25 protein-coding genes are annotated in these 26,210 nt (G+C 27.9%); 2 read left to right on the top strand and 23 right to left on the bottom strand.

The features are described 5' to 3' along the window. Nucleotides 1–87: 87 nt before the first annotated feature. From IC174_RS14955 to IC174_RS14965, 3 genes are all read right to left on the bottom strand, one after another. Nucleotides 88–288, bottom strand: coding sequence for a hypothetical protein (locus tag IC174_RS14955; RefSeq protein ID WP_003420681.1), 201 nt, complete (start codon nucleotides 286–288; stop codon nucleotides 88–90). Nucleotides 289–399: 111 nt separating this feature from the next. Continuing rightward, nucleotides 400–780: a VOC family protein gene (locus IC174_RS14960; protein ID WP_227436439.1), complete on the bottom strand. Its 381-nt coding sequence runs from the start codon at nucleotides 778–780 to the stop codon at nucleotides 400–402. Nucleotides 781–1,052: 272 nt separating this feature from the next. Continuing rightward, complete coding sequence (locus IC174_RS14965) at nucleotides 1,053–2,411, bottom strand: MATE family efflux transporter (RefSeq protein ID WP_227483294.1); 1,359 nt, start codon at nucleotides 2,409–2,411, stop codon at nucleotides 1,053–1,055. A 511-nt stretch (nucleotides 2,412–2,922) separates the two neighbouring features. On the opposite strand from IC174_RS14965, the gene IC174_RS14970 reads away from it, so the two are divergent. Beyond that, entirely contained in the window at nucleotides 2,923–3,375 is a 453-nt protein-coding gene (locus IC174_RS14970) for a staygreen family protein (protein ID WP_227436443.1), read from the top strand. 159 nt (nucleotides 3,376–3,534) lie between these two features. Here IC174_RS14970 and IC174_RS14975 read toward each other — a convergent pair whose 3' ends face one another. The 6 genes from IC174_RS14975 to IC174_RS15000 all read right to left on the bottom strand — a co-directional run bounded on the left by IC174_RS14975 (nucleotide 3,535) and on the right by IC174_RS15000 (nucleotide 9,343). Next, nucleotides 3,535–4,152 (bottom strand): DUF488 family protein, encoded by a 618-nt coding sequence (locus IC174_RS14975; RefSeq protein ID WP_227483295.1) that lies wholly within the window; start codon nucleotides 4,150–4,152, stop codon nucleotides 3,535–3,537. A 47-nt stretch (nucleotides 4,153–4,199) separates the two neighbouring features. After that, on the bottom strand, nucleotides 4,200–4,805 hold the full coding sequence (locus IC174_RS14980; RefSeq protein WP_227483296.1) for a hypothetical protein: 606 nt from the start codon (nucleotides 4,803–4,805) through the stop codon (nucleotides 4,200–4,202). 284 nt (nucleotides 4,806–5,089) lie between these two features. Further along, nucleotides 5,090–5,902: a MerR family transcriptional regulator gene (locus IC174_RS14985; RefSeq protein ID WP_227483297.1), complete on the bottom strand. Its 813-nt coding sequence runs from the start codon at nucleotides 5,900–5,902 to the stop codon at nucleotides 5,090–5,092. Nucleotides 5,903–5,983: 81 nt separating this feature from the next. Next, nucleotides 5,984–7,396: a potassium/proton antiporter gene (locus IC174_RS14990; protein WP_227483298.1), complete on the bottom strand. Its 1,413-nt coding sequence runs from the start codon at nucleotides 7,394–7,396 to the stop codon at nucleotides 5,984–5,986. Nucleotides 7,397–7,877: 481 nt separating this feature from the next. After that, nucleotides 7,878–8,660 (bottom strand): DUF2268 domain-containing putative Zn-dependent protease, encoded by a 783-nt coding sequence (locus IC174_RS14995; RefSeq protein WP_227483299.1) that lies wholly within the window; start codon nucleotides 8,658–8,660, stop codon nucleotides 7,878–7,880. Nucleotides 8,661–8,938: 278 nt separating this feature from the next. After that, the gene (locus IC174_RS15000; RefSeq protein WP_227436455.1) at nucleotides 8,939–9,343 is read right to left on the bottom strand and encodes a pyridoxamine 5'-phosphate oxidase family protein; all 405 of its coding nucleotides are present in this window, start codon (nucleotides 9,341–9,343) and stop codon (nucleotides 8,939–8,941) included. Between the two features lie 232 nt (nucleotides 9,344–9,575). On the opposite strand from IC174_RS15000, the gene IC174_RS15005 reads away from it, so the two are divergent. After that, nucleotides 9,576–9,902, top strand: a complete 327-nt coding sequence (locus IC174_RS15005) for a winged helix-turn-helix transcriptional regulator (protein ID WP_227436457.1) — start codon at nucleotides 9,576–9,578, stop codon at nucleotides 9,900–9,902. 90 nt (nucleotides 9,903–9,992) lie between these two features. Here IC174_RS15005 and IC174_RS15010 read toward each other — a convergent pair whose 3' ends face one another. From IC174_RS15010 to IC174_RS15075, 14 genes are all read right to left on the bottom strand, one after another. Further along, nucleotides 9,993–11,828 carry a glycerophosphodiester phosphodiesterase gene (locus IC174_RS15010; RefSeq protein WP_227483300.1) on the bottom strand — a complete coding sequence of 612 codons (1,836 nt, stop codon included), beginning with the start codon at nucleotides 11,826–11,828 and terminating at the stop codon, nucleotides 9,993–9,995. A gap of 492 nt (nucleotides 11,829–12,320) precedes the next feature. Then, nucleotides 12,321–12,770 carry a GNAT family N-acetyltransferase gene (locus IC174_RS15015; RefSeq protein WP_227483301.1) on the bottom strand — a complete coding sequence of 150 codons (450 nt, stop codon included), beginning with the start codon at nucleotides 12,768–12,770 and terminating at the stop codon, nucleotides 12,321–12,323. A gap of 314 nt (nucleotides 12,771–13,084) precedes the next feature. Then, nucleotides 13,085–13,489, bottom strand: a complete 405-nt coding sequence (locus IC174_RS15020) for a YmaF family protein (RefSeq protein WP_227436462.1) — start codon at nucleotides 13,487–13,489, stop codon at nucleotides 13,085–13,087. A gap of 116 nt (nucleotides 13,490–13,605) precedes the next feature. Next, the gene (locus IC174_RS15025) at nucleotides 13,606–14,472 is read right to left on the bottom strand and encodes a pentapeptide repeat-containing protein (RefSeq protein ID WP_227483302.1); all 867 of its coding nucleotides are present in this window, start codon (nucleotides 14,470–14,472) and stop codon (nucleotides 13,606–13,608) included. Nucleotides 14,473–14,822: 350 nt separating this feature from the next. Further along, on the bottom strand, nucleotides 14,823–15,062 hold the full coding sequence (locus IC174_RS15030) for a hypothetical protein (RefSeq protein ID WP_227436466.1): 240 nt from the start codon (nucleotides 15,060–15,062) through the stop codon (nucleotides 14,823–14,825). A 104-nt stretch (nucleotides 15,063–15,166) separates the two neighbouring features. Next, nucleotides 15,167–15,511: a zinc ribbon domain-containing protein YjdM gene (locus tag IC174_RS15035; RefSeq protein WP_227436468.1), complete on the bottom strand. Its 345-nt coding sequence runs from the start codon at nucleotides 15,509–15,511 to the stop codon at nucleotides 15,167–15,169. Between the two features lie 326 nt (nucleotides 15,512–15,837). Then, the gene (locus IC174_RS15040) at nucleotides 15,838–18,348 is read right to left on the bottom strand and encodes a diguanylate cyclase domain-containing protein (RefSeq protein WP_227483303.1); all 2,511 of its coding nucleotides are present in this window, start codon (nucleotides 18,346–18,348) and stop codon (nucleotides 15,838–15,840) included. Between the two features lie 1,001 nt (nucleotides 18,349–19,349). Then, nucleotides 19,350–19,775 (bottom strand): helix-turn-helix domain-containing protein, encoded by a 426-nt coding sequence (locus IC174_RS15045; RefSeq protein ID WP_227483304.1) that lies wholly within the window; start codon nucleotides 19,773–19,775, stop codon nucleotides 19,350–19,352. A 283-nt stretch (nucleotides 19,776–20,058) separates the two neighbouring features. Next, nucleotides 20,059–20,691 carry a ketohydroxyglutarate aldolase gene (locus IC174_RS15050; RefSeq protein WP_227436597.1) on the bottom strand — a complete coding sequence of 211 codons (633 nt, stop codon included), beginning with the start codon at nucleotides 20,689–20,691 and terminating at the stop codon, nucleotides 20,059–20,061. Between the two features lie 105 nt (nucleotides 20,692–20,796). After that, nucleotides 20,797–21,702: a 4-hydroxy-tetrahydrodipicolinate synthase gene (gene dapA, locus IC174_RS15055; RefSeq protein ID WP_227483334.1), complete on the bottom strand. Its 906-nt coding sequence runs from the start codon at nucleotides 21,700–21,702 to the stop codon at nucleotides 20,797–20,799. A gap of 4 nt (nucleotides 21,703–21,706) precedes the next feature. Next, nucleotides 21,707–22,309, bottom strand: coding sequence for a KpsF/GutQ family sugar-phosphate isomerase (locus IC174_RS15060; protein WP_227436474.1), 603 nt, complete (start codon nucleotides 22,307–22,309; stop codon nucleotides 21,707–21,709). Nucleotides 22,310–22,372: 63 nt separating this feature from the next. Continuing rightward, nucleotides 22,373–23,644, bottom strand: a complete 1,272-nt coding sequence (locus IC174_RS15065) for a PTS ascorbate transporter subunit IIC (protein WP_227483305.1) — start codon at nucleotides 23,642–23,644, stop codon at nucleotides 22,373–22,375. Nucleotides 23,645–23,671: 27 nt separating this feature from the next. Next, a complete protein-coding gene (locus IC174_RS15070; RefSeq protein WP_227436477.1) occupies nucleotides 23,672–23,959 on the bottom strand; it encodes a PTS sugar transporter subunit IIB in 288 nt (95 codons plus the stop codon). 15 nt (nucleotides 23,960–23,974) lie between these two features. Then, a complete protein-coding gene (locus IC174_RS15075) occupies nucleotides 23,975–26,056 on the bottom strand; it encodes a BglG family transcription antiterminator (RefSeq protein ID WP_227483306.1) in 2,082 nt (693 codons plus the stop codon). Between the last annotated feature and the right edge of the window lie 154 nt (nucleotides 26,057–26,210).

Raw genomic sequence — 26,210 nt, forward strand, 5'->3', positions numbered from 1 at the left:
AACAAAGTTATGAAAAAATAAAAAAGATGAGTTTTCATAACTCATCTTTAAAAATCAGTATTATTTAATTATATATGTATCTAAAAATTAACCTTCTATATACTCTAATATTATTTTTTGATTATCTTTTAACATGATTTCTTCTTTTTTAGATTCAATCCCATTCTTTTTTATTTTTACTTCAGCTACAAAAGCGTCATTACCTTCAACCATTTCTAATAATTCATACGCTTTTTTACGTCCTATTTTAGTTGCTATATCTTTTAGTACTGCCATTTTCTTAAACATTTTATCACCTCTACTCAAATTTTACAATTGATTTTTAATTATATAATTATCGTTTAATACTAAATTATAATAATTATATCAGATATTGAGTAAATTTAACACTTTACAAAATTATTTATCTTCTCTGACTAAGTAAGAATTTCCATCTTGGTCTTTAAAAGAAAACATTCTTCCATAAGGCATCTCCATTAATTCCCCTACTTCAACTTTATTCTTTGCTATCTGTTCATAAGTTCCATGAATATCTCTTGTACTTAAAATTATTGATGGATGCAATAAATTTACATCTTGATTTTGCTTCATCATCAGATTTTTATCATACAATACAAATGTTGTAAATTCATTTTTACTTGGTGCTACTTCCACCCATTTCATATCTGGACCCATTTCTTTTTCATAAGTTACCACAAAATTTAATTTTTCTGTCCAAAACAATTTTGCATCCTCTTGATTATTTACATAGAGAGTTATTTTTCCTATTTTATTTATCATAAAAATACCCACCTTTATTATTAAATAAATATCTAATATTTTTTATATTTAATAATATACCCATATATATTATTAAATATAGATATATATTTCTAATATTTGTCGCCAAATTATGTAATTCTCTACAGTATATAATTTATAGTGTCCATATAATTATATACTTAATTTACATATTTTAATTTTTCTATATATCATACTTATAATTATGATATTCTCTAAATAAAAAATCACTTTTAAATAGAATTTACTATCTAAAAGTGATTTTATATATTCTATGCAACTTTGTGTTTTAGCCACTTCGTTCCTCTTAATCTCAAACAATATAATGTTCCTCTAACAAGCCAATCTGTATACATACCTATCCAAATTCCTAGCACTCCAAATTCTAATACAACCCCTAATACGTAACCTGTAAAAATTCTAAAAATCCACATTCCTATTACGGCTGTCATCATTGTATATCTAGTATCTCCAGCACCTTTCAGCCCTGCTGATAATACAAAGGATATAGGCCATATTACCATAGCTAAACAATCACTTCGAATCAATTGTGTTGATACATCAATTACATTCGAGTTTTGAGTATACATGCTTGAAATCCATGGTGCAATTGGTATAAATATAGCACCTACTGCAAATAAGCAAACCGTTGCAAATTTAGTTAGATACAATAAGGTACTCTTAGCCCCTTTGATGTCTCCCCGTCCTATATATTGCCCCACCAAAGTGGTAGCAGACAAGGCCAATGCATTTCCAATTACATTTATAATAGATGCAATTGACATTCCTATTGCATTTGATGCAATCGCTGATGTTCCCATAGTAACTATAAATATTTGAACAATCAATTTACCTGCATTAAAAAGTAATTGTTCAACCCCTGCTGGTATACCTATATTGAATATAGATTTTTGAGTTTCAACATCAATCTTAAATGGAAATATTTTACCTATAGATATAAATTCATTCCCTTTAAACAAAGCCCTTACAATAACTATACATCCGATTATTCTGGCTATGGCAATAGACATAGCTGCTCCTGTTATGCCATAAGAAGGTGTCTGTAAATTTATTCCTAAAGTATTTAAATCAACACCATATATAAGTATATATCCTAATGTTACATTTACTATATTCATAAACATAGTCACATACATAGGTTTCTTTACATCTCCACAACCCCTTAGAATACCATTTGCTATCTGCTGTGTTGCAATAAATGGATAGGTGAATAATGTAAACTCTATGTATAGTTTTGCATTTGATTTTACCAATTCTTCTGCTGAACCATAAAACAAATTGATTACACCTATTCTAAAAATCCACATTAATACTGTTATTGTAAATGATAATATTACACCAGATATTAATGCTTGCTTGATAGTTTCATTTACTTTTTCATTATCTCTTTTCCCTATTTGTTGAGCTACAACAACAGTAGCACCAACAGATAGCGCAGCAAATACAGATATAAATATATTGTTGATTGAATCAACCATTCCAACTGCAGATACAGCCTCTTCCCCAATATGACCTGCCATCATTGTATTAAATACCCCTAAAAGCATAACAAATGTCTGCTCTATCATTATAGGAATTGCTAATCTTATAACATTCTTCCTTATAAACATTCCTTTTCCTCTTTTCCCTCTTTATATAAATTTAATTTTTAATTAGTTTATCAAACTATGAATTGATATCATAAGGTTTAGAATTGTATTTTCAACGTTATAATATACTGTATTCAAATAATATAAATCTTGTTTAATATCATTTGAACACAGTATATCTTTATAATTATCTTATGTTTATTATTCTTTATGGATACTAGATTTAAAATATTTATGAGTTAAATTAACCAGTTAATATAGCTGGACATCAAACGCAATCACTGTATTTCGATAATATTGTACCACTATTGTACAATAATAACAATTTCATAATATTATCACATATAAGTCCTGTAATAACAATTTGACACTATTACCAACCTGTACCTATTAGTGTAGAATATCTTATTAGGCTTGTTAATTCACTTTGTATCCTAATTCTAATCATTTATAAAATCTTATAAGATATCTGTAACAAAATCACATCAATTTAAATATTGTATCTTATAGACTATTTTTAGGATGTGATACTTTGGTTAATTTGAATGCGAATAATTTAAATGTAAATATGGTTTACCCTATTTCTGCCACAGCACCTATACGTTTCAGAAGATATACTGTTTCATACTTAGAAAACATGGAAAATATTTATTTAACTATAGCAACATACTTTGATACACTTGGTTTAGGTACAGTAAGTATTGACAAAGTTTATGGTCAATGGGCTTGGTTCGTTGATGATATATATGACTTAAATCTATTTGTTTTTGTAGGAAACTATCCTTATCAAATTGCTAAAAGTAGATATGATACATTTGTTGATATTTTACCAGTGGCTATTACTTCTATTGTCAATGGAGACAGAGTGTTTTTAACTTCGAATCCTTGTTTATTAAACTCAAAAATTACAGTTAGATTTATATCTAGCCATCCTACTCTTAATAGAACAGTTGATTATGGTAATATTAGAGATTTTATTTTTTAACAGTACAACATGATGTGCTATTTAAAACAATGTAACCTTTTAGATAATGATATTAATTTAACATAAAAACCTTAGCTAGTACATCATGTTTAACTGTTACAAATTTATAATAATTTTTCTTATCAAATGGTGTTTAAGTTTTTGGGTAGTTCATATATTTTACTTACCTATTTTTTCTGTTCTATATCCTATTTCTTTATTAGCTAATCTATAGCCTTCTTGTATCATATCTTCTCTTGTTAACGCATTTCCTAATAAATTATCAATACTCAGTTGTTTTCTATCACTAAAATACTTATCTAATAATGACTCTTCTATATCTTCTTGAGATGCTAAATGTCCTTCATGCATTATATATTTTACATTGAAACCTTCTTTATTTAATATTTTTCCTAGTAAAATACTTCTATGACACCTTATAGGCTCTTGCATTGCACCTAATAAAACTATTTTATAACCCATTTGACATCCCTTTTTTAATCTTTCGATTCCTTTTAAAAATACTTCTTCCTTTATTACCTCTTCAAAATCTGCATAACCTTCTTTTGTATATACATCTTTATTAGTTCTTTTTGCCCCAAATTCCTTGCCCATGTATATATATACAAATCCAGCCTTTCTTAGGGATTCATTGAATGCCTCCCTATTATACTGAATATTATATTTAGAATATGGTGTTTCTCTAATGTCAACTACACAGTTTATATTATATTTTTTTATCATATTAATAAGCTTATCAAATGGATAATTTGAATGACCTATTGCAAATATTTCCATACAATCACCTACTATTCTTAAAATTACTATTTTATACAATTGATAATCTATCTTACATACAAGCCCTCTACATTGCAAATATACTTAACTATATCTATACTTCCATTTAACCCTATATATACATTGCTAAATAATCCATTTATTTCTAATCCTATTCCCAAATCCAACATATATATAGAGAAATAAACTCTTTCTCTTAGTGCCAACTTCATAAGAGCATCAATTATATAGTAATTATACCCTATTTCTTTAAAATCAAATAAGGTATCGCTTAATTGTTCTAGATATGTACTCTCCTTTTTACTTAGTACTCTTTTTATATGTTTTTTATTTTCACTTACAAAATATTCACTTACAATTATTATTTCTTTACTGTAACTCATTATAATTAATAGTGCTCTTAAAAACTTATTTTCCTGTATAAAATACTTATCCTTTACTTTATCTAAATCCCAAAATACATCAAGGATACTATGTGGAGATTCCTTATCCATCGTTTTAGGAAAACTATCTATTTTAAAATACCTTTCATTTAGTATTATCTTGTCAGTCCTATCTAAATCTATATATGGTAAATCTTCATTTTCATAATCAATATAAAATCCATTAAATACTTGTTTTACTTTATCAGTTAATACTTTATATTTTTCCACTTTATCACCTCAACGAAAATATACAACTTTATAAATAAAATATCAATATATTTTATTTATAAAGTTGTATATTTTCATATCCTATCATTAATTAATTAAAATTAAACAATTAATTGTATGTCTTATGTTAGACCAGTTTTTCTAAGCTTAGTTGTATAAAACTCTATTTTAAATTGCATATTTAAATACATAAAAATCTAGTAAAATATATTAAATATAAAAATAAGGCCTATCTTTTTATTTAGACAGACCTTACTTAATTACTTATATATTATTTTAATTTACTATAAAATATGTTTCACAGGTATCTGGATTTCTGTTAACCATTCTTCTTCATTTTCCTTATTCCATATCCCATCTATATAAGATTCTCTAAATTGCCCTATTACTTCATACTTATTATCTTGTATCCATTTAAATGCTGCTGCATAAGTTTTTCCTAATGTTGAATATGAGCCATTATGCAATATACAAACTGCATTTTCAACTTCGTCTATTTCTTTAAATTTTAATAAATCTGTGTCTTCTTTTAGGTCATTTATCGCCTGACACATCTCAACATCCATATCTGTTTCTCTATATTCACCATCATGATATATATTAAAACAATAGTCTGGAACCATACATGTACACCCTGATTTCATCATTTCTCCAGCCATTACATTTGGAAACAAATTGAAAAGTTCATCATAATTCTTTAATACTTTTCTCATAGAAGCAATTTTAACTTTTGGTAGAGACTTAATAATTACATTATTCATATCGACTTCTCCTTTTAAGTTTTTAAGGTAATTACGTAGTTTAATAAGCTTATATTCTTCATTCCTCATTACATCTAATATCTCTTTTTCTTTGTTTATTAAAATCCTTTCCACTTCTTCAGGCTTTTCTATTATTTCTTTTATTTCAACTAGTGATATGCCCATTTGTTTTAAGGTGATTATTTGATGCAATTTTGGCAATTGTTCTGTTGTATAGTATCTGTATTTTGTAAATTCGTCTACGTATTCTGGCTCTAACAGCCCTATATCTTCATAATACCTTAATGTCTTTGTAGTTATTTTATTTATTTTAGAAAACATTCCTATAGAAAACATCTCATCACCTGCGCATTAGACTTGATTAATTTAAGTTTAAACCTTACCCTTAGGTCAAAGTCAATATTAAATAAATTATAATTATATTAATTCTTCAATTTTGTCTCCACTTAATACTAAAATATCCCCTCTTTTTATAACAGTTGACCCTTTAGGTACTAAAACCTGCTCTTTTCGTTTTATCATAACTATTAATATGTCTTCTGGTATATTAGAATCCATTATACTCTTGTTAGCCCACTTATTATCATCGTCTATATTTACTTCTATAAGCTTAGAACTAATTTCACCATCATAGTCATTAAATGTTCTTAATACAGGTGTATTATCATCAACCAAGTCTAACTTCCTTGCTACAGCTGGTATCAATGTACCTTGTAGTCCTACTGAAAGTAAGGCTATGAAAAATATTATATGAAATATGTCATTTTCTATAACTACTCCTTGAGTAACTGCATAAATTGCAAAAACTACTGATGCAGCACCTCTAAGACCTACCCATGATATAAACAATTTTTCTTTGTTTGAAAATTTAAATTTTGCTAGAGTTATAAATGTGGCTAATGGTCTTGCAATAATTATCATAAATATAGATATGGCCATTGCTACACCAAATACACTTGGTAGTTTGGAAGGGAAGGATAGCAATCCTAACATAAAGAATAACATTATTTGCATAATCCAAGAAATTCCATCAAAGAAATGAACTAGACTCCTTTTATGAGGTATCCTATTATTACCTATAATGATACCTGAAATATATACACTTAAATATCCATTTCCTCCAACATACTCACTAAGTGCATAAGAAAGTAACACAATAGCTATAATAAATATAGTATAAAATCCTTCTATCTCAAAATTTGAATTTTTCAAAATATAAACAGATAATTTTGCCAATATAAATCCTATTGCCAATCCAAAAGTTATTTGTTTTATTACCATTGGAATAATCAGTTCTACACCAGAATTATTCATCAGTGTCAAAATAATTAATGTTAACATATATGCTATTGGGTCATTACTTCCACTTTCAACTTCTAATAATGAAGCAAGAGAACCTTTTAGGTTTAGTTTTTGAGAACGTAATACAGCAAATACAGATGCAGCATCTGTTGAAGCTGCAATTGCTCCAATTAACAAACCTTCAAATACACTAGTTCCTATTACCATGTAACAAAAGATACCTGTAACACCTGCTGTAATTATTACGCCTAATGAAGACATCATTATGGAAGGTATTGCAACTGGTCTAGCCATATTCCAGTTTGTTCCAAATCCTCCAAAAAACATTATAAATATCAATCCAATAGAACATAATTGTTTTGTTAACTCATAGTTATCAAAATAGATTCCTACCATTCCATCAGACCCAAATAACATACCCAATAAGATAAAAATCAATAATATCGGTACTCCAAATTTATATAATACCTTGCTTGAGGTTATACAAATCAATAGCACTAACCCACTTATAATCATCAATTCTGTCATAGCATCATCTCCATTTCATATAAACTTTACAGATTAAATAATATCTGCAATTGTATTGCCTATTTAAGTATCAACATGATATAAGTTTTATAATTATAGTGTACAAAGTATAATTAAAATTTAACAATCTATTAGAATTTCCATATTATACTCAATTTTATATATTTACTTTAATTATATTCATTTAATCTTTATAGTTTGAATTTTATTTAATTAATATTTCATTTTTCAGTCGATTATTTAGTGTATTTCATATTTTTATAGTAAATTTACAGGTAACTATGAAATACATAATATTTAGATAAGTAATAAGAAACTAGCATGTAGTATTAGATACACTAGATATGAAATCTTCAAAATTTTATCATTGAAATATTTCTTTATATATATTATTGTATATTTCTTACAAATCATTGTCAATTTATTTTTCTCAAAAATAGAATAGTTGCATAATCCTTTTTAGATTATGCAACTTATAGATTTAATCCCAAAACTCCCTTATTACCTCTATAATTTCACTATATGGTAATAAAGTAGCCTCAACTATTGACTTGTTTGTTTTTTCTAAATAATACTTAATCATATAGTAACCACAGGCATATCCTGCACAATAAGGTAGTCCTACTGGAAAATATCCTTGCATTTTAGCTATATCATCACCAAACATCCATGTTGCAAAGTTTTCTGCAAGACCTTCATTTATCATCATTTCTTCTAAAGTTATGTTATTACTCCAATTTATAAATTGAAATCGAATATTGTGATTACATTCATGTGCTAGTGCTACTGGTAACCTATTAATAGTATACTCATTTGGGACTATTGACAAAAATATATATCCTGGAATTCCACCATCACCAAAATATCCATCACTTAATATTGTATAAGGGTTTTCTGGATTTGCTAATAATATTGAAAATTTATACTCCTCAGTGTTCAATTTATACCCCTCTTTTATAAAAGGCTTTATGGAACTTTCAATAGTTTCTTTACACTTGTTCCAAAGTTTGTCATTGGATAGAATATCTATGTTATTTATTTGACTTTCATTAATATCTTTTGGAGATAAAACCCCCATCATATCACTTGCCATAATTACATCATATCCACCTTCTTGTTTTGCAGTGATTGGAACATTTATACACATCCATTTAAACTCAAAAGGCTTCATCAACTCATATCTGTATATATCCTCTTTCTTATTTGCAGGTGCATTCATTATTTTTTTATATATTTTATCTGAGCGTACCTCTACAATATTCATTTTTATCATCTCCTTTAAAATAAAGTATATAGAATTACGTAGCGTCAATGTCAATATATAAACTTATACAAATAAACAAGAGAATCATTTAATTTCATATAATATGACTCTCTTATATATTTGTAATGTGATGGATTTGTATAAGATTTTTAAACATTTATTTTATTTCTTAAAATTAATTATGTTAAAACAAGTATAATATTATCATCTAACTTAAATTCTATTTTAATGTTGTTAAAATAATATTGCTAGCTCTTGATATTAATTATTTTTTTGTATTAAATACTATATTCTTTTGGTGGCTCGCCTGAAAAATCTGAGATTACAGCCTTAGCGTCCTCAAGATAAAATATTTCAAAAGTAGGATTATCTTCATTCTTATAGATTGATTTAACAAGTTCACTAGATTCAATTATTTTTTTCTTTATATCCTTATTGTCTGAGAATATGACTTTTCCACATAGTCTTATCCAAGCAAATTCAGGAGTTGACGTAGTTATTTCTACATATGGACTTTTTTTAACTTGTTTAAATACATCTTTTTCATTACTTGTACAAAAATATAATTTTCCACATTCTTCAATCATAAATTGGAATGGGCGAACTTTTGGCTTTCCATCCGCTCCTATTGTTGCAAAATATTGAACTGGATTTTCCTTTAAAAATTTTACTACTTCATTCATTTCATCTACCCCCTAAAATAATTTGTTGTATTTTTTATTTCTTTAATAATATAATAAGCTCATTAGTATCTATTGTATAGTAAGCACTTTAAAGTACTATAGTTACCTAATAGAAACTATTGGCACAGTTTATTTTTTTAATACTTATATATTTAAAAGAAATTTTTATACATATTCCCTAAAATGATATAATACTTTAAAGAAGATTATTAAAGAAAGGATGTTGTGATTTATGAAAAAAGATTTACCTGAATGTCCTGTAGAGATTACTTTACAACTCATCAGTAATCGATGGAAGGTATTAATTATACGAGAGCTATTAGATGGTACTAAAAGATTTGGTGAAATCAAAAAATCTATTGGAGATATAACTCAAAAAGTTTTAACATCAAACTTAAGGTCTATGGAAGAAAGTGACTTAGTAACTAGAAAAGTTTATCCAGAAGTTCCTCCAAAGGTAGAATATACTCTAACAGAAACTGGTTATAGTCTTGAGCCAGTTCTAAATTCAATGCATGAATGGGGAAATGATTACAGACACAAAGTTATTAACAAATAAAAATAACCGTATCTCTTCACTATGATACGGTTATTTAAAAATATTATAAAATAAATATATTATTATTTTGGAATTTGCACATTTTTTAGTCTAATACACTTCAATTATATCTTTATCAGAATCATGCCTAAATAAATAATTAGCTACTCTATTTATGAATCCATTTTTCTGCCAATAAATTGCATCATCTACTAAAAATGGATTATCTGTAATTATACTATCTACATTTAAAATAATCATTTTTTTCATTAATTTACTGCTATTAATAGTCCATACAAAAACTTGTTTTCCTTTTTGATGTATGTTATCTACTACCTTTTTATTTATAAAGGTGGACTCTATTCCATATATGTCAACATAGTCCCAGTCATAAAAATTCCCATATGCAACTGCTGTTAAATAACAAGTTACCATATTGGGATTTAATTTTTTAACCCTTTTTAATACATTTTTATTCATGGATGCTACAACGCATTGATTATCTATTCTATTTGATTTAATTAGCTCTAATACTCTTTTTTCTACATCAGTTTTTTCATGACCATTAAGCTTTATTTCTATTAGCAATTTTATTTTGCCTTTAGAATACTTCATTGCCTCATCAAGAGTTGGTATTTTCTCCCCAGCAAAATCTGACCTAAAATGACTTCCTACATCATATGTCTTAATTTCATCATAATTCACTTCCCAAACATTTTTATTTACACCAGTGACTCTTTCAAAATTATAGTCATGAAATAAAATCAACTCTCCATCTTTAGTTTCTTGAACATCAATTTCAGCATATTCAGCTTGAGTTATGAAGGTTTCTTTAAATGCTGCTATAGTGTTTTCTGGAGCAACCAACGCTGAAACCCTGTGAGCCGTTGCTGTTGTGTTGTAAAAAAATGAAGTATTAAATAAAATATCATTATTTAAAGAGTACATCATTGACTCAATATGTAAGATAAATAAAATTACTACTATTTTCAAAGTAACTTTTAATACTGACTTTATTGAGTTTTTTTGTTTTTCTAGATTCTTTTTATAGACACGAATGTCATTATATTCATAATAAAATGCAGAAATAAATCCAGTACTAATTATAAATATAGCTATTGATGAAATAAATGCTGCATAATCATTAAACATAATGCATCTACTAATAAATATATCTTTTAAAAAGTTTGCATTTGTGTAATTTTTAGTCCATATTCCTATCAATATAATAATAACATGATAAATTATATACCCCATAACAGTAATTATTAGAGATAATCCTAAGGAATAAAGTATTAATTTTATTGCTTTTCCTTTTGTAAGGCTAGCACTTTTTTTCCTTGCTTCTTTAAAACTATTTGTATTTAGAGTTACCTCATGTATACTAAAAATCCATCTAATGACTGATATATATAATATTAAAATTAAAACCATATAAATTATATTCAGAACAATATTAGAACTTATATAATCCAATATATATTCAGGAAGTTTTATTTTCCCTATAAAGCCTGAGGTTAGGGCTATATTCGTTAATGGAACTATTAGTAATACAAACACAAATAATAATATATTTTTAGGATTCAATATGTTTATAGATTTTCTTAAGGATAATTTAATAAGTTTAAACAAAGTAATTTTTTCAGAAATTCGTGATTTATCAAAACAAATAATCACTGAAGTAAATTCAAAAAACATATAAAACGCCAATATTATAATTGACAGTATGGCTAATATTATTGATAGAGGATTCGTTAATATTTCTCCTATGTTATCAGTACTTAAATACACTATATTTGCACTTTTCATAGAGCTACTTAATACAAGTTTGATTGATGGTAATATAATCAACAAAGCTAATCCTTTATGAAATAGCTCAAATAGAATTAATGTACTCCAGTTATATTTCACCAATTTTATAAAATTATTTAAAACTTTCTTTTTCATGATATCCCCTTAATCTTTTTATTATATTTTAACCTGTAAATCACTTAAATATATATTATCTTTTAATAATTTATAATTTAATATCTCTCAAATTATTATATTTACAACTATTCACAAATAAAAAAGCACTTTCTTCTTCTTAAGAAAGTGCTTTTTACTATTAACTTGTATTTGCTTATATATTTAATATAGTGCTGAATCTATAGAAAATAAAATAAATTATTTTCAAATTTAATTGCTAGAATTAAAATTATAAGGTTTATCATTTTATAATATTATTTTATTGGACATATCAAACAATAACTAAATATAACTTTCTTCCTTCTTTACAGTCATATTTTAGTGTATTATCATTTGTAAGTTCTGTAGCAAATATAGTATCATATTTACCCAAATAGATTAGGACAATTACAATTTTATTTAAGTTGTAGAATTCTCTATATGCATATTTATATTTTCATATGCATATTTTTTCATTTAACTATATCTATATTAACTTAGCCTCATATGTAATATTGGAAATGGATTCCCTTGCCCATCTATTTCAGACCTATCAAACTCTTTAAATCCTAAGTGAATATAAAATCCCACTGCTTTTTTATTTTGTTCATTTACATCAACATATTTTATATTGTATTTATCTATAGCATATAATATTAGTTTTTTTCCAATACCATTACCCCTATATTCATCTTTTATAAATAACATTTCAATTTTATCTTTATCTATTCCCATAAAAGCTTTAATCATGTTATCAACTTTTAAACAAACCATAGTTTCTACTTGTGTCAAACCAATTTTAACTACTGGCTTCAAAGATTCAATATCTTTTTTTGTCAAAAAATCATGTGTTGCTCTTACTGATGATTCCCAAATTTGTAACATCTCTTGAAGCTCTTTTGCACTCCTTTGTTTAACTTCAAAAACTATTTCAGAGCTCATAATAATCTCCTCTCCATAGTATATTTTAATTACATAGTACAACCTTATGTTAAGTATAATCACAATAAAATTTTATTTTGTAAATAGTTTATTATAATTTATAATCATGTATTTTGGGCAAATAAATTCACTGTTGAATACTAGTTAAAATGCCTCTGATACTTATAAATGAATATTCTTTTTTATCAAAGATAGAAGTTATAAAGGACTATGAAAGCTAATATCATAGTCCTCATTAAGTTTAAACATTGTATATAATACACTTTTATACTTTACTTACATTCAATAAATTTGCTACAATAATTTACCTTAGTTTATACTAAAGGTGCTTCTATTTGAGTAGTAAAAAGGAATTTATGGCAATGACCATCACTAACAGTAGTATTTCCACATACTAAGTGAACATGCTTATTAGTTCCTGGTATATTAATTGCTGGACCTGTTGTAACACATATCTTGTGGAAATGGTCAAGAAAATCTACATTATCATTTATTTTATGAACATGATTTGTTCCGCCATTTATTGGTATAACTTCACCTGTAACTCCTGCAGCACGATGATTATGTCTATCTTCACATTCTTCTGCTAATTTAACACTTTCTGAGTATTCATGGACATGTGTCATTTCTTCATAGTCATTATAGCACTTATTACACTTATTATATTTATAATCCTCATACATATAATTTTTTTCACATTTACAATTTTGACAACTCATTTTTATATCTCTCCTATTATATTATATATTAAGAAATTCCTCTAAAGAATCTCTAATATATACTATGAACTGGAGTCAAAAAGGTTCATATTTTGTAAAGTTATGTAATAATTTAATTATTTATCCCAGTATTTAGGATGTACTAGTGTATCTGGTAACTTCGTATTAGAATCTCCCTTTGCAGTATTAATCTGTAATTGTGTAAGGAATACACTATTTTTAAGATTTGCCCCTCTAATATCGCAGTCTCTTAAATCTGCCCCTATCAAATTAGCACCACTTAAATCTGTTTCCCTTAAATTAGCCGCTATAAGAAATTTACCTTTTAAATCTGCTCCTATTAAATTTGTTTTTCTAAGGTCTACTCCTATTAAATCTATACTTTTACTTAATTTTTTCTTATTTTTAAAATTAGAAGTCTTTACAAAGGATTTAGCTTTTTCTAGTACAAAGTCACTAGCTTGTGACAATAATGAATTAACTTTTGTTCGATGTGATATTATATCTAAATCTATTAGTTGTTCTGGACTCATATTAGTTAGCTCATCAGTTTCTTCAATTATTAGATTGAGTTTTTCTTTGATTGAATTAGGTATATCTAATGTAGATGCTTCTTTAAGATACCATAACATTTCATGTAACTGCCTCATAATTAAAAATACTTCAAACATCTGGTTTGCTAATTCTGGCTCTTGTATCCAGTTTTTTCCCTTGTATGTTACCTGTGCTACCTTTTGACCCGAACCAAAGCAATCATACGTAGTACAGCCTCTAAATCCTTGATTTCTAAGATTTTTATGTACAGAACATTTAAAATCTGATTGTAAGTTAGTGCATGGCTTACCTGATTCCTTATCAGCAGGAAAACCTTCTGAAGCAGAAAAATAAAGTGCCACACAACAAAGTCCAAAGCACTTTTCACAATCAATTTTTAAATCTTTAAATAATTGATTATTATATGTATCTCTATGTATAGCTTTCATATTTACTCTCCTTTTATTTTTACATTTTATAATATAAATTAATATTTATTAACAAATCATTTTTAAACTATTTATACAAAATTACTTCTTCTTAATTATAAGTTAAAGTGTCCTTTATTCCAATAGTATACAGTAATCTATCAATATTAATATTTGTGACAATGCCTTTTTCATGCCAATAGTTTTTGCATCCACAATAGTCTAATATTACACATTGCAGAATAAACTAAAAATTTTTCGCTTTTTATTCTCCAATGTGAATTGATGTTTGTATTGCATCATTAATTTTCTTTTTAAATATATAATCTAAATTTGTCACAAAAAAAGAAAGAAATCATAAGATTTCTTTCTTAACCAATAATATATTCTAGTAATGTACCTTTTTCTATGTGTTTATCCATTTCTAATCTTTCATTTGGGCCAAATGTTATCCATAACTTTGCTTCCCCATTTTCGTCACACCCAACTACTGCTTCTCCATCTTCACTATCTTCACAGCATCTGTATACTATAGGTACTACTTTTTTCATTTCTTCCATTACTTTATTTACATAATAATCTTGTTCTTCACCTTTTAAAAAATAACACATACGTTACCCTCCTAATGAATTTTCTATTACTACATTAAAGTCTTAAATTTATATTTGTATAATAGCTATATAGATTATTTCATAAATACCACAAATTTTTTATACTATGCTTTTTTGACAACAGAAGACTTTAGTTTCATAGCTCCAAAACCATCTATTTTACATTCTATATCATGCCCATCAGATGGGTCATGAATTAAACGTATACTTTTTACTTTTGTTCCTATTTTTATAGATGATGAACTTCCTTTTACTTTAAGGTCTCTGATTACTGTCACAGCATCTCCATCATTTAACACATTTCCATTTACATCTTTAATAATGTTTGTATCTTCTTCTGTATCTAGTTCTAAAGTCCACTCATGAGAGCATTCTGGGCAAACTAGAAGAGTTCCATCTTCATAAGTATATTCTGAATTACATTTCGGGCAATTTGGCAAATTTTCCATATTCATATGTCCTCCATTTATTATTTTTAATTTTATTTTTAAATATATAAAATTTCTTTTGAGCCTATATGATACCACATTATACTTATATTGACAAATATAGCCTTGTACTTATAGTTTTAAATATTTATAAAAGAAAAAACAGTCAATCTGTTATAATCAACTGCTTTTAAAACTAATACTATTTTTTATAAATTGATATTTCAATATCATTACAAAATTTACCTAATTCCTTAAATAAGAACTCTAATATTTCCTATAGTCAACGAAAATATTTTGTCTAAAGTAAAATTTAATTTATGCCCAACATAGTACTTCTTTTACTACTAAATCATACTGACACATAAATATGCTTCCTTTTGATTCCATGTTATAAGAGTCTTATTAATATCTATAGAGTCATAATTACAATACTGCCCAATATGTAATTTAGGATATGTACTCTTAAATCTTTTATTTCCATACAATAACAAATTATCTTCCTTATCAACAACATAAATACATTGATCAATACTATCTATAATAGCCTGGTATTGCTGCATCTGTTGATTTAATTTCTTCTTTTTCTTACGTTGCAAAAATATTGATAGAACTTGAGAAATCAAAGCTAATGTACTGACTTCTTCTTGTGTCCATAGACGTAGACCAGTACATTCATCAAATCCAACAAATCCTCTGAATACCTCATCTTCTCTATATGCACATTGAAGTGTGGAATGTATGTCTTGACTAGAAAACAATTCCTCTAATTCAGGACTTAATGTATGTACATCACGACAATAGAAAACAGAATCATCTTCAAAGAGTTTTTCATAATCTCCATAGTCCTCATAATCAGCATTTTGCAAGTATTCTATTTGAGGAATGATTCCCTCATTACACCATTCATAAGTATTAGAAGTGTATCGACCATCTTCTGAATTTTCAAAGATATAAGCACGACTCACATTAAACTGCTTACCAATAATTTCAAGTATCATATTAATCGTCTGGTCTATATTATCGGTCTGATAAAGGACACGGAATATATAACGTGTAAGATTATCAGAAGATTCGACGTATTTTTTTTCTGAATCAATAGCTGTCCCAAGAGAAGAGTAATTCAATTCTTCCAAGCCTTTAAAGGCATCATGATTATAGATGACATAATTGTTTTTACCCAAACTTTTTGCCTGATATAAAGCCTTATCAGCTCTTGTATACATTTCCTTGAATGTATTACCATCTTTCGGATATATAGAGATTCCAATACTACAGGTTACTTTTACAGAGCTTTTTTCTTTCTGAAATAGATGACGGAACATATACAGCAATTCTTCTGCTTTCTTTTCTGCATCTTTAGTTGAAGAAATGTTCTTCATAAAAATTGCAAACTCATCTCCACCTATTCTGCCAACAACATCACTATCGCGCATTATTTTTTTCATGCCTGATGCCATCTCTGTGAGCACTATGTCTCCAATCATGTGACCTTCTGTATCATTAATATGTTTGAAATTATCTGTATCAATCATAAATAGCGCACCCATAGCATCTAAATTTTGTTCAACATATTCCTTAATCTGCTTTTCTGTTTCAGCACGATTATAAATTCCTGTCAATGCATCTTTCTCTGCTATGTATTGCAATTTCTCAATCTGTTTTCTTTCTTTTGTAATATCAAGTCCTACACTATAAAAAGATGGTATTCCATCCCAACTGTCTTCTCCACTAATATAACATAGAGTGATAGTCCATATACGTTCTTCTTTTGAGCGCGTATATGCTCTTGCTTCAAATACAACATTATCTCCAGACTCTTTTAAATCTTGCGCCATCATCTTCGCACGCTTATAATCCTCAGGATATAAATATAAACATTGGCTATTAAGTTCCTCTTTAAACTGCTCCTTTGTATATTCAATCATATTCAGAAATATATCATTATACCAGAGTATTGTAAGATAATCCCTTGCATCCATTCGAATCATTCCTGCTGGAATAGTTTTCAGGATTGATTCTCTTTCCTGATCTTTTTTTGCAAGTCTATACTCAGAACTGTACATATCATAAGACAACTCTATGCGTGCTCTGTGTCCTTCCCAATTTATCATACGATTTTTAATCATAAATGTTCGCTTCAACTTGGAATTGTAAAACTCCCATTCATATGTCTCATCTTTTTTTAAACATGAATTGGTACAGAATGGACATGGGGAAGTTCTACCTTGAATTACCTCATAGCATTTTTTCCCAATCACCTCATTTGCTGATGCCTGTAGAGTATTACATGACTGTTTATTTACGTACAACAACTCATATGTATCCATATCACTTATATATACATTTCCAGCATACTCTGACATCATCCACTTAAAACTCTCTGTACTTTCTTTTTCCATCTCATATAGTTCATTCTGTCTAATTTTTAACTCATCAATATTTGAATATATGATATAGACTATTGCTTTTCCATCCTCCTGTGGCTCAACTAATATACCAGTCATTATTACCCAAACATATTCTCCATGATTTACTGGAATGCAAGTTTGATATTCTACACTTTTCTTACCATTCTGATAAGCATCTAAAAAATGACTTTTCATAGCTTCAAAATGATAAAGATTATCTTCATAATAATGTCTAAGACTAGAAAAATGAGACAAAAATTCTTTCTCTGTATATCCCAACAACTGATAAAAAGCTGTATTTCCCCAGATAATTGTAAATGAATCATCTAAAATATGCTTACTAACTCCAATATCCATAGCTTTTAGCATGTCCTCTGAAATAACTTCATTATTTGTTACTTTCTCTTCTTTACACATTCGATGTGTCCCAGTATCTTCTTGCTTCATTTTTAATTATCCTCCTCTCTTTATACCCACTTCTAATCTATTGTGCTAATTAGCATAATGATAAAAGTGAATAATCAGTGTGTCAAATTATTTTATTTACAATATTGTTTTATTTAACTTTTAAATTTTCACACATCGTCCAGCTTGAATGCTAAAGGTATGGCTATTGTTGATTTCCCTAATGCTACAACTTCAAAAATTATACAAATTGATTTCTTCTAATTTAGGCAATAGGTTTGATTTATTGCAAACAAAACTTGATTAATTTTATATATAGGGTGGAACTTATTGTTTCTTAACCATAATTTTCTGATATTTATCTAAAATTTGCCTTCTTTTAATGAAATTATATCATAACTTGAACTTTAAATCAGTCCTTTTCTAAATAGAAAAATAAGATAAAACCATTGAAATTATGGAAAAAATAATAGAAAATCATATCAATTTAAATATACTATCTACAGTGTTTTGTATTAACTCTACAAGTCTGATTGACCATTGCTATTTTTAATACGTATTTTTAAATATTCTTCTAAATTATCTTATAAAACTATATGTTTTTCGAGTTAATTATATATTAATATTCATTTTTTTAAACTTAGAGATACTATCTATTCTTAAATTCTTTTTAATATCAATTAAATATATTCTTTGTTTTTTATTCTATGTTATATACTATACACATAAAAACTGTATCTATTACTTATAGTATAGTTATTTGCTATACTTTTAAAAGTAATTTCTTCACTAAAAAATAACCACATAAGTAATTATCTTATATGGTCTATGTTAATTATTCATTATTATAAAGTTTTATTTTTAAGTGTACTACAGTAAATGTACTAAAATTGTTTAATAAATTTATTTTCTTTCTTATCAATAATTAAAAAGTAAGTGGTTATACCTAGATAATTATTATCTAATATAGCATCAGAAAAACTACCTCAATCTTCAACTAAAAGTAAATCTGTAGGTTTAACTTTTTTAAAATTTAATTTATTCTATTTTTTTACATAGTCAAGTATATAACTAATTCCCATACCTATAAAACTACCAACTATCCCCCACATAAAATTACTTGTGACAAATCCAATTGAGATGCCAATTATAAAACCACCTATAATTAAATTATCTGATGGGTCATTTTCTTCCTCATTTTTATCATAATCTGCGATATTATCAGTAGGTAATTTACCTGGTACAATCGTATCTTCAGCTTCAGTTTTATTTGTATTAACTATCAAATCATCTAAAGTTACATTAAATAGATTTCTTAATAGTATTAAATTTTCTATATCTGGATATGTTTTATTGGATTCCCATTTTGATATAGCTTGCCTAGATACATTTAGCATTTCAGCAAGTTGTTCTTGTGATAGATTTCTTTCTTTTCTTAGTCTTTTTAAACTTTCCCCCAAGTTCAACATAATCACCTCATCTCAATTTAAATTATATTTATTTATTGATTTATTCACAAGACTTATATAGTTGCACCATGTTAACTATTAGTTGCATTGCTGAATTTATCTACATTTCAAATAAAAAAATAATAAAGGAGTTGCCTTAAAATTGATTTTTTTCTAATCAAATTTTAAATTCAACTCCTTTTTTGGAATTTTAAATGAAATTTATTTCTTGAAAATAAGCTACTCTTCGTAAAAAAAAAGCTGTTACACATCAATTTATAATTGTTCAGCAACAGCTCTAACTTTAAGCTTTTCTTATATTTTTAATTGTTTCACGAATCTTTCTGGCATTTTCAGCAATATCTTCAACACTACCCTTGGTTAATAACCCACCAAATCCACACACATCAACACCATTTTCCAACCATATATGCAAGTTATCAAGAGTAATTCCACCACTTGCCAATATTGGCATATCAGGTATTGGTGTTTTAAATACCTTTACTAGTTTAGGTCCATAGAAATCTGATATTGGAAAAGCTTTGATAAAGGTAGCTCCTAAACTCAATGCATCTACTGCTTCTGTTAGTGATGTACACCCTGGTGCGTAAGGAATTTGATATCTATTACAAGTTTTTGCTACACCTTCATTGTAATTCGGTGCAATAATGAACTGAGCTCCATGTAAAATGGCATGACGAGCTGTTTCACTATCCAAAACTGTTCCAGCACCCACACAAAGTCTTTTACCATACTTTTTGCTAAGCCCTTGAATGATTTCTCCAGCATTATTCAAGGTATAACTCATTTCTATAACTGGTACTCCACCTTTAATACAGCCTTCAGCAATCTCACATGCACGCTCAAGTGTTTCCACTCTTACAATTGCTAGAGCTCCACATTCTACCATTCTTTTAGTTATATTCATCTTTTTCATACCATTCACCTCTACATTCATCAAAGCATTTTGATTCTTCATTAATTCCAATCCCATTTTACAATACTATATTAGTTATATGTCAATGTGATGTCACTATCTGTGTTATCTATTCTCACAGTTTTTATTGAATAAAGTTTTATAATTTTCAACTACTTGCTTAATTTCTTCAAGCAATTCTCCCATTGGCTCAATTACAGGAAGTCGTGCAGTCCCAACATTAATTCCATTCAAGACAACAGTTTTCTTTATAACAGATGGAATAGTCCCAAATTTTAGGATACGACGAAGTTCTTCAATACTATTTTGAGCTTTTTGAGCTGCTCTTAAATCACCCTTAATAAAGTTATCATAAATAGCAATATCAATCTCTGTTAAAAAATTTGCTGTGGCTGCTACAGCACCTTGCCCACCAGATTTCAAAGTATCAAGAATAAGGGAATCTGAACCTGAAAATACACTAAAGTCTTCATTCCTAGTTATTTCAATATAAGCTTTTATATTATCAAGCTTACCACTACTATCCTTTATTCCAACAATATTCTTTACCTTAGATAATTCATGTACTGACTCAGGTTCAATATTAATTCCAGTCTTACTTGGCATGTTATACATCATAATTGGTAAGTTAACTGCATTAGCAATAGTTTTATAATGTAAAATTAATTCCTGTTGTGTTGGTGTTACAAAATATGGCGTAATAATTGATAATGCACTTGCACCTATTTCTTCCATTCTCTTGGATAAACTTATAACTTCACGAGTTGAATTACCTCCTGTTCCAACAAAAACAGGTACACGATTGTTAGTGTGATTGATAACAATCTTTGCAAATTCAACCTTTTCATCATCTGTAAGCACATGACATTCACCATTAGTTCCTAAAATAAATAATCCATAGATTCCTCTATCAATTAGATAATCAATCAATTCACATGTTGCGTGTGGATTGATATTTTGATTTTCATCAAATGGAGTTATCATTGCACATATAATACCTTTATATTTCATAAAATTATATTCCCTCTCTAATAGACTTTCCAAGACTTCCTCCTGGATGCCACTTTAAATACTGCTTTGCATCAAGACCTTTAGCGTACTGAAGTGCAACACTTAATGATTGTAATACTATAGTTTCAGCAAGAATTGATGCACGAGGAGCCTTATTAAGGCAATCTCCTTCCTGTTTAACGCCTGCAAATAGGAATATATCAGAAGAATTTTTTAAGTATGAATCAACATTACCACTCACCCCAATTATTTTTGCTCCATTTGCTTTTAATGTTTCAACAGTTGCTTTTAATTCTTGAGTTTCACCACTATTCGATATTGCAATAACAACATCACCCTCAAGTACTTGACCACTTGACCCATGTACTGCTTCTGTACCATGCAATACATATGCTGGTGTTCCAGTAGATGAAAGTAATGAAGAAATATACCCTGATACATGACCTGGTTTACCAATACCAGTTACATGCACACGTCCATAACTTCTTTCTGCTTCGAAAATTAAATCACATGCTTTGTTTATAGATACTTCATCTATTGAAGCAATGAACGTTGCAACTTCATTAGATAGATTCTCTAGAAATACAGGTAATGTATTTTCTACCATAGATTTATCCTCCTTAAAATTATAATAGGAATACCTATTATCCTTGTATAATATTAATATGTTTTAGATAGGTTTTATAAATTGTAAAATATTATGTAATATTGAACCAACCACGTTATAATCAATATTAGGGAAAGTTGCTCCTTCTATACCAAGTGTTCCATAAACTGGATATAGTATAACTGGTAAGAATGCAAGAAATAATCCTACAACGAATGAGCCAACAATAGCTCCTCTCCATCCTCCTGATGCATTACCAAATACCGCAGCTGTACCACCTGAGAAGAAACATATATGAGCAGCTGGAATAATTACTACAGGGAATATATTAGGAAATGATGCCATAATAACAATTGCTAATAGACCAGCAGCATATGCTGAGATAAATCCAATAATAACTGCATTTGGTGCGTATGGAAATACTGTTGGTACATCTAATGCAGGACGTGAACCTGGAATATATTTTTCTGAAATAATTACGAATGCTGCAGTTATTTCAGCCAAGAACATACGAACACCAGACATTAATATTGACATACCAGCTACGAATGTAAATGCTTCTATAAGAGGGAATACTAACCAATGTGTTGAGCCAGCAAGTTCCTGAGTAAATGCGTGTCCAGCTTTTAAAGTTGCTACATAGAATAAGATTAACATAACTATAGACAGACCCATTAAGAAATCTCTAAATATTGATAACCACTTAGGAAATTTAATCGCTTCTGTTGTTTCTTCTTTATGCTTTGAAAATAAACGACCAATATAACCTGATAAGCCATAACCAATCATGTTGAAGTGACCAATAGCTTGTTCATCCCCACCTGTCAGTTCACGCATAAATGGTTGACAGAATTGAGGTAATGCAGCAGACATAAATCCTAAGATAGTACCACCCACTAAAATAGTAATTGTGTTATCGAATCCATGTGCTTTCATAATCAAAACTAATACACAAGAAAAGAATAAACTATGACCTGTTGTAAAGAAAATATTTTTGAATCTTGTAATACGTGCAAAAACTAAGTTTAATATGAATCCAAGAATCAATGTACATGAAACCGCAAAACCATATGTACCTTGTGCAAGTGCAGTAGCTGCTTCTGGTGAAGCTATAACACCTGTAATTCCAAAACCTTGTTGAAATAATTTATTGAAGTTCTGTAATGCTCCAGTCATAGCTGAAGCACCAATACCAAATATCAAGAAACCTATAAGTGTTTTTGAAGCTCCAGTAAATACTTCAACAGCTGGTTTCTTTTGAAGAATCAATCCTATAAATGCAACTACACCAAGTAAAACAGCTGGCGTACTCAATAAACTAATAATAAACTCCATAAATAGCCCTCCTTATTCTATTAAATTTTATTTTTCTTTTGATGCAAGAAATTTTTCTAATGCTGTTTTAATTTCATTACGGTCAACAATGTTGTGAATTCCAATTATATCAAATTTCAAATTTTTATTTTTTAACTCTTCAGCAACATCAATTAATGTTTCTACAGCATCTCCATTGAATCCATTTAAGGAGTCTAATGAACCATGCTCTACTTCAATTGGAAAATTATTTTCCTTAATAATTTGTTGAGTCTTTATTTTTAACATCAAACTTGAGCCAACTCCTGCTCTACATGCGATTAAAATTTTATACATAATTAAATCCCCCTTTTATAATTCATGTGTTTTTATAAAATCAATAATTTCATTAGCTTCCTTAGCATTATCCAAAACTCTAAAGAATTCTTCTTCTTCCAATAGTTCAACTAACTCTGACATAGCACGTAAATGACTATTATTATCTATTGCACTTAAGCAAAATACATATTTTACAGGGTCATTATTATCATTTCCAAATTCAACAGGATTTTCTAAAGTAGCAATCCCTATTGCAATTTCTTTTGCCCCTGCTTCTGGTCTAGCATGTGGAAGTGCCACATGTTTTGTAATTACTATGTATGGTCCAGACGCTTTTGCTGAATTAACCATAGCATCTACATAGGCTTCAGTTACTTTATTATTTTCAACTAAGACAGAAGCTGACTGTCTAATAGCTTCCTCCCAATCTTTAGCTTTTATCCTTAGTTTTATTAGCGTTTCATTAGTAATGTCACTTAGCATAGGTCCTTCTCCTTCCTTAGACGTAAAATTTTCTATCTGTGTAAAATAGGCTAATAACTCACTTGAAAGCATACTTTCAGAAGTTACTTTCGCATATTTTTTTATTATATCCATAACCTCATCGATTTTAGGTTGCCTTAAAAAAATATCACCCAATTGAATGTACACTTCACGTGTAACCTTATATTTTTCTTTTGGGGTCATAACAGGACTAACTTTAATCACTGGCACATCTGTTTTTAAACCCTCCGCCTTATAATTAGTTGTAAACACAATGTCTACAGATTCACTAATATTTCCCAGTTCAGAGGATTCTAGTATTGGTAGAAAATGCAAATCAGGGAACAAGCTTGTAAGTTCTGCATGTAAAATAGCTGAACTGCCAACACCATTTGAACAAACTATCAATGCTCTCCTTTTTCTAGGTCCATCAAACTCTTTTTTATCTGAGAAAAGGGTTGCAAAATGCATAGTTAAATATGCCAATTCCTCTTCTTGAATGTCTTCTCCAAATAGCCCACAAAACTCTTTCATTGCATTACTCACAATTCTATAAACTAATCTATATTCTTCTTTTACCTTTTCACAAATTGGATTATAAATAGGTAATTTAAATAAAAGTCTGTAATAGGCTGGTCTAAAATGAGAATATAGTCTCTTAAATATTTTTTCTTGACTTATATAATAAACTCCACTTAAATATCCAAACTTTGTCATCATTTTATTTACAATTTTTGAAATAACAGCTCTATCTTCTGTATCTTCTTCATCATTTCCTACTGATATACCTAAAATCCAAGCACTAATATACATTATATTATGAGATTTTATCTTCTCTTTACTCTCATATACTTCTAATAACTCCCTAGCAAATTTGTATTCCTTCATCGAACTCATGACTGCAATATTAGGAATATCTATATTTTCTTGAATAACTATTCTATTTGAATACATTCTTGCTTTTAGAAAGATAAAGATATATATAAACTCTATTAATCTATCTTCAACAAAAGTAATTTCATATTTTTTTACAAGCTTTAATATAATTTTTTTAGCTTCTTCAAAACTATCTAACTTATACTCTTCAATAAAAATATCAAATACTCTTGAACTTTTCTCATTAGATAGAGTTTCTATAATGTTTTTAATAAGTACTCTTCTAATTTCCATCTCATTCCCGACTAGGTAATATCCGTTTATACGATTGTTCTTAACTTTAATGTTCTTTTTTTCAAGTTCTGGTATCAAATCTTTAAAATCAAGATTTACAGTAGACCTACTTACTTTTATAGAATCTATAAAATGATTAATTGAAATATCCTCCAGATTAATAAAAAGCATTAAATACATATATAAAAGTCTTTCTGTTTTGCTAAAATAGTAAGTATTCTTAGAATAGTTTTTTTCGAGGATTTCTCTAATTGCATCTTTTGTATCTTTTTTAACAATAATATCTTTATCAGCTCTTAAATATATAAGTGGTACTTTTTTTACTTTAAGTATGTCATTGATTTTATTTATTCTATAAGTAATTTGCCTCTTTGATGCATTAGATTCTTCTTGTAGTTCGTCAGCTGTAATCAATGTGCTATTTAATAAAACCTGAAGAATTGATACAATTTCTTTATCCACTTCTATTAATCCCTACTTTCTTGTTAAGATTAGTCTTTGTATTATCACTAGATTTTCATCACCTCCACAATATTTATTTTATTTGATAATTTTAGCCTTTTCAATTTCATTTAAGTCTAACTTTTGTTTTAGATTAAGACAAAAATTAAACTTA

Source organism: Clostridioides sp. ES-S-0001-03 (assembly GCF_020676075.1).
Taxonomy (GTDB): domain Bacteria; phylum Bacillota; class Clostridia; order Peptostreptococcales; family Peptostreptococcaceae; genus Clostridioides.